This window comes from Desulfosalsimonas sp. (assembly GCF_055149105.1).
The window spans coordinates 1-5,309 of the sequence record NZ_JBSRLA010000105.1 but is presented as its reverse complement, the minus strand read 5'-3'; the positions used below and the strand labels follow the sequence as shown (position 1 = coordinate 5,309).

The window sequence follows — 5,309 nt, the reverse complement described above, 5'->3', positions numbered from 1 at the left end:
CGCCATAGAAGCCGCCCGCGCCGGGGATGCCGGACGGGGCTTCGCCGTTGTTGCCGATGAAGTGCGCAAACTGGCTGAAAAGACCATGAGCGCCACCAAAGAGGTGGGGGAGTCTATCACCAGCATTCAGCAGGGGGCCAAGGACAATATTCAGGGCATGGACCAGGCCGTCCAGGCGGTGGAGGAAGCCACTGAGCTGGTTAACAAATCCGGAGAGGCCCTGGAAAATATCGTCAAACTGTCCCAGGATCTTGCGGATCAGGTCAGTTCAATCGCTACGGCCACGGAGGAGCAGTCCTCTACCAGTGAACAGGTTAATCGAAGCATTGAGGAAATAAACCGCATTGCCGGTGACACCGCGGACGCAATGGGGCAGTCCACCCGGGCCATAAATGAACTGGCCGGGCAGGCCGGAGAACTTCAGTCCCTGATAGAAAAGATGAAAAACAGTTGATAATCCGCCAGGGACCGGGAGTTATCATGTTTTACCGGACAGAAACCTGTGCGGTAAAAAAGTTCCCGGGCCCCGGCCAGGATATCAATGCATATGCGGCGGATCAGGACAAATGCCTGCTCCGCTTTGATAAAGGACCCCTGCCGGGACTTAAAATTGTCCCGGAAAGATAAAAAGTGGGTTTTAAACGCCGAGTACAAGCTATTTAAAAACAACTATGCAGCAATTCTAGCATGATGGCCGGGTCATACACCGCAAGAACATACACTGACTCCGGGCCGCTCCTGGTTCCAGCCTGTTTAAGCACCTGCTATATCAATGAGCCAATGCCGAAAAAATCGGCTTTCCTTGCTCAATATTCCCATCTTATACTTAAAAAGGAAGTTCCGGGCGGCAGCTGATCCTCTGGCGCCCCTGAATATGTCCATATCTTTTCCCGATTCGGTTTTCCTGGACAAAATCATTGTCCGACCTTAATACGAGATAAACCATAAATACTTTGCCCCCTCCACGCTCAACATGCAGCTCTGTGGGCAGATCAAGGGGAAGATCCCCTCAGCCTCCAAGATTAATCAAATCCAGCGACGCCGGGAAACAGCTCGTCTGATGTTCGCCGATCCGCCACAAAAAACCGGGCTGAAAATAAAAACGTAGCCACGAGGATACATCCATGTCCGAATCCAAAAATCCGCTTTCAAATATTAAAGCCCAAGCAGAGAGGCATGACCAGGGATATGGCGACCTGACCGAATTGAATCGGGACGGGATTATCTTAAAATCTATCGGTCGCGAACGTCTGGAAAATTTTGCCCATGATTATCTGGAATTGCTCGGGACCTCCTCGGCCATCTACGAGGTTAACGGCGATTATGCCTTTGGTATTTTTTCCTCGGGGTGGTGCCGGTTGCTGGACAGCGCCTCGCGCCGGCTTTGCGATAGCACGGATAACGCCGAAGCGCTGAACTCCGGCCAATGGTTATGCCATGAATCCTGCTGGACGGATTGCGCCAAACGGGCAATTATTGAAAATACACCCGTGGACATCGCATGCCATGGCGGCATTCGAATGTACGCGGTTCCGATCCTCGCGCACGGAAACGTCGTGGGGGCGATCAACTTTGGATACGGCGATCCGCCAAAAGATCCGCAAAAGCTGCGAAAGCTGGCTGAGACCTACAATCTCGATTACAAGGATCTGCTTGGCGAGGCCCGTGCCTACGAGTCCCGGCCGCAATTTATCATTGAGCTGGCCCAAAAACGGCTGCATTCCACAGCCCGGATCATCGGATCCATGATTGAAACAAAACAGGCCGAGGAGGCGTTGCGGAAAAGCGAAGAAACGCTGCGCACCACTTTTCATTCCATCGGCGATGCCGTGATTTCCACCGATATAAATGGCCGCATCACCTCCATGAATCCGGTGGCGGAATCGCTGACCGGCTGGAGCGAAAAGGAGGCGACTGGACAGGCGCTGGAAAGCGTCTTTTGGATCCTCAACGAACACACCCGGCAGCCGGTCGAAAGCCCGGTCACCAATGTTCTCAAAAGCGGTCAAATTGTCGGACTCGCCAACCATACACTGCTCATTTCCAAGGATGGACGGGAAATCCCGATTGCCGACAGTGGAGCGCCGATCCGTAATGATTCCGGCGAAATCACCGGTGTGGTGCTGGTGTTCCGCGACCAGATCAAAGAACGCGCCGCCCGGAAGGCGCTGCGCGAGAGCAAAGCAACCATCAAAAACAAACTCCAGGCCATACTTGAACCTGAAGGGGGCATCGAGACACTCGATCTGGCTGATATCCTTGATACCAATGAGCTGCAAACCATAATGGAGGATTTATTCAAAGCCACGAACGTAGGTGGTGCAATACTTGATATCCATGGAAACGTACTGGTCGGCTCTGCATGGACGGATATCTGCGCAAAATTTCATCGTGTACATCCAGATACCGCGAAAAATTGCAGGGAAAGCGATCTGGCCCTTGCCAGCGGCGTGCCGGCGGGAACTTTCAAGGCATACCGGTGCAAGAACAATATGTGGGATATGGTCAGCCCTATTGAAATCGGAGGAAAACATCTCGGCAATATTTATATAGGCCAGTTTTTTTATCAGGATGAACATGTGGATTACGAGATGTTTAGAAAACAGGCCCGGCAATATGGCTTTGATGAGAAAGAATACCTGGCGGCCCTTGACCGTGTTCCACGCTTGAAACGGGAAACGGTGGAAGCGGCCATGATGTTTTATGCCAGGCTCGCCGGGATGATCTCTTCGCTAAGCTACAGCAAAATCAAGCTTGCCCGGGATATTGAAAGGCGCAAACAGACAGAAAAAGTTTTACAAGAAAAAAACGATCTTCTGGAAAGGATTTTTGACAGCAATTTTGATCTGGTTGCCCTGACTGATCTTAAAGGCAACTTTTCGCTCGTTGGCAAATCGCATGAAATACTGGGCTATGAGCGGGATTATTTGATCGGGAAAAATGTGATGGACTTTGTGCATCCCGAAGATATTGATATTGTCGCTAAAGAATTCACGCATTTTTTGCAGTCCGGTGAAAACCACAAGGTGGAATACCGTTATAAACGCAGTGACGGGGAATATTTATGGTTTGAAACCGTTGGTACGATATTGCGGGAGGAAAAGGGGAATCCGGAACGAATTTTATTCAATACCCGGGACATTACCGAGCGCAAACAGGCAGGCTTAAAGTTCGAATCGTATGTCACAAACTCCCCCACTCCCATCTTTATAGCAAACAGCAAAGGAGATTATACGTTCGTTAATCCTGCAGCCGGAGAACTTCTAGGATATACTGAAGATGAACTCCTCTCAATGAACGTTAAGGACGTCGGGCATCCTGATGAATATGAAAAGGATTTGCAGACCTTCCCCCAGCTTCTGGAAGGGGAAAAGGTGCACCAGGAGATATCTTTGCTCCATAGCGATGGAAGCAAAGTATATGTGATGCTTGATTCCCTCCTGCTCGATAAAAACAATATAATCGGATTTTGCACAGACATCACTCAACGTAAAAAGGCAGAAAAAGCACTGCGCGAGAGCGAAGAGCGTTTCAGGACCTTGCACAATGCCTCATTTGGAGGAATCACCATCCACGACAAGGGCATCATACTGGAATGCAACCAGGGTCTTTCCAGTATTACCGGATACGCTTACAAGGAACTCATCGGAATGGACGGTCTGCTTCTAATAGCTGAACAGTCCCGTGAAATGGTGATGACCAATATCCTTGCAGGTTATGAAAAACCTTATGAAGCCTTTGGAATACGCAAAAACGGAGAAGAATACCCACTGCATCTGGAAGCCAGAAACATCCCGTACAAAGGAAAGCAGGTCCGAGTGGTCGAGTTCAGGGATATTACAGAACGAAAAGAGTATGAAAAATCCCTGAACATGGCCAAGGTACAGGCCGAGGCCGCCAACCACGCCAAGTCCGCATTCCTGGCCAACATGTCCCATGAAATCCGCACACCCATCAACGGCATACTGGGAATGATGCAGCTTTTGCAGAGCACCGACCTGGAAAAGGAGCAAAAAGAATACGTTGATATGGCTACAGTCTCGGCCAACAGACTGACCAGGCTGTTGTCGGACATCCTGGATTTATCCCGTATTGAAGCCGGTCAGATGGAAATCCGGGAAGAAGAAGTGAATATAAAAAAACTGCGTGACTCAGTGGATGAGCTGTTCATGGTCACCAGCCGGGACAAGGATGTAGCCCTCCTATTCGGCCTGGATCCGAATCTGCCTGAAATTATCCTTGGGGACGAAGCCAGGCTACAGCAGATCCTGTTCAATCTGGTGGGCAATGCCCTGAAATTCACGGAAAAAGGCCGGATAAGCGTAGACTTGCACCTCCAGCACCGTCACGGCAATGACTTTCGTCTGCTCATAACTGTTTCGGATACTGGTATCGGGATGCCGGACGAAAAGGTGGATGAATTGTTCAAACCCTTCGTCCAGGCCGAGAACTCTTTTACCCGCAAATATCAAGGGGCTGGCCTGGGTCTGTCCATTGTCAGCAGACTTGTGCAGATGATGAATGGAAATATGTGCGTAAAAAGCGCGCCGGGGGGAGGCAGCACTTTCTATATCTCCCTACCCCTTGGGCAGCCTGAAGAGCCTGGGGAAGCTTCCGTAGTACCCGCAGCAGAGATGGACAAAAGCAAACGCATACTTCGAATTCTCCTGGCTGAGGACGATCCTTCCAACCAGCTGCCCACGAAACTGCTTTTGGAAAAGGCCGGACATGAAGTTGCCCTGGCCGAAAACGGCCAGCAGGTCTTGACCATGCTTGCCCAGCAGGATTTTGACGGTATTCTCATGGACATTAATATGCCGGTCATGGATGGTGTTGAGGCTACGAAAACCATCAGGTCAGACAAAAACCTGGGGGTGAAACAAGACATTCCCATCTTCGCCCTGACTGCTTACGCCATGGATGGGGACCGGGAAATGTTTCTGGAGGCGGGCATGGACGATTACCTGGCCAAGCCGGTGCAAAAGGGCGACCTGGAACAGATGCTGGCCAAGCATTTCAAATAGTTGAGGCCAACTTATTACCCTTTCAAATAACCTTTTGATTTGCCTGTCATCTGTTTACTGAACTCTGTCTTCATGCGCCTGCAAAAGACTTTTTGCACTCGCCTCATTTCAGCCCTCTCCCACAAGGACAGGAATCATTGCGCCCGATTTTTTCCATGCTCTCCTCCTTTTTTCCGGGATCAAAACATTCATACCGCTTATCCTGTTTATTAGAAGTCCGGATTCGTCCACGTCGGAGAGCCCCGCTCCCGGCTCAAGCGTGGTAATCACGGTTTTTCCGATCAC

Annotated in this window: 2 protein-coding genes; both read left to right on the top strand. The window is 50.4% G+C overall.

Annotated elements, in window-relative coordinates:
* Positions 1-454, top strand: a 454-nt coding sequence (locus ACTCIA_RS16020) for a methyl-accepting chemotaxis protein (RefSeq protein WP_463002810.1), incomplete at its 5' end; no start/stop codon positions are given.
* 670 nt (positions 455-1,124) lie between these two features.
* Positions 1,125-5,024 (top strand): PAS domain S-box protein, encoded by a 3,900-nt coding sequence (locus ACTCIA_RS16015; RefSeq protein ID WP_463002809.1) that lies wholly within the window; start codon positions 1,125-1,127, stop codon positions 5,022-5,024.
* Positions 5,025-5,309 lie beyond the last annotated feature (285 nt).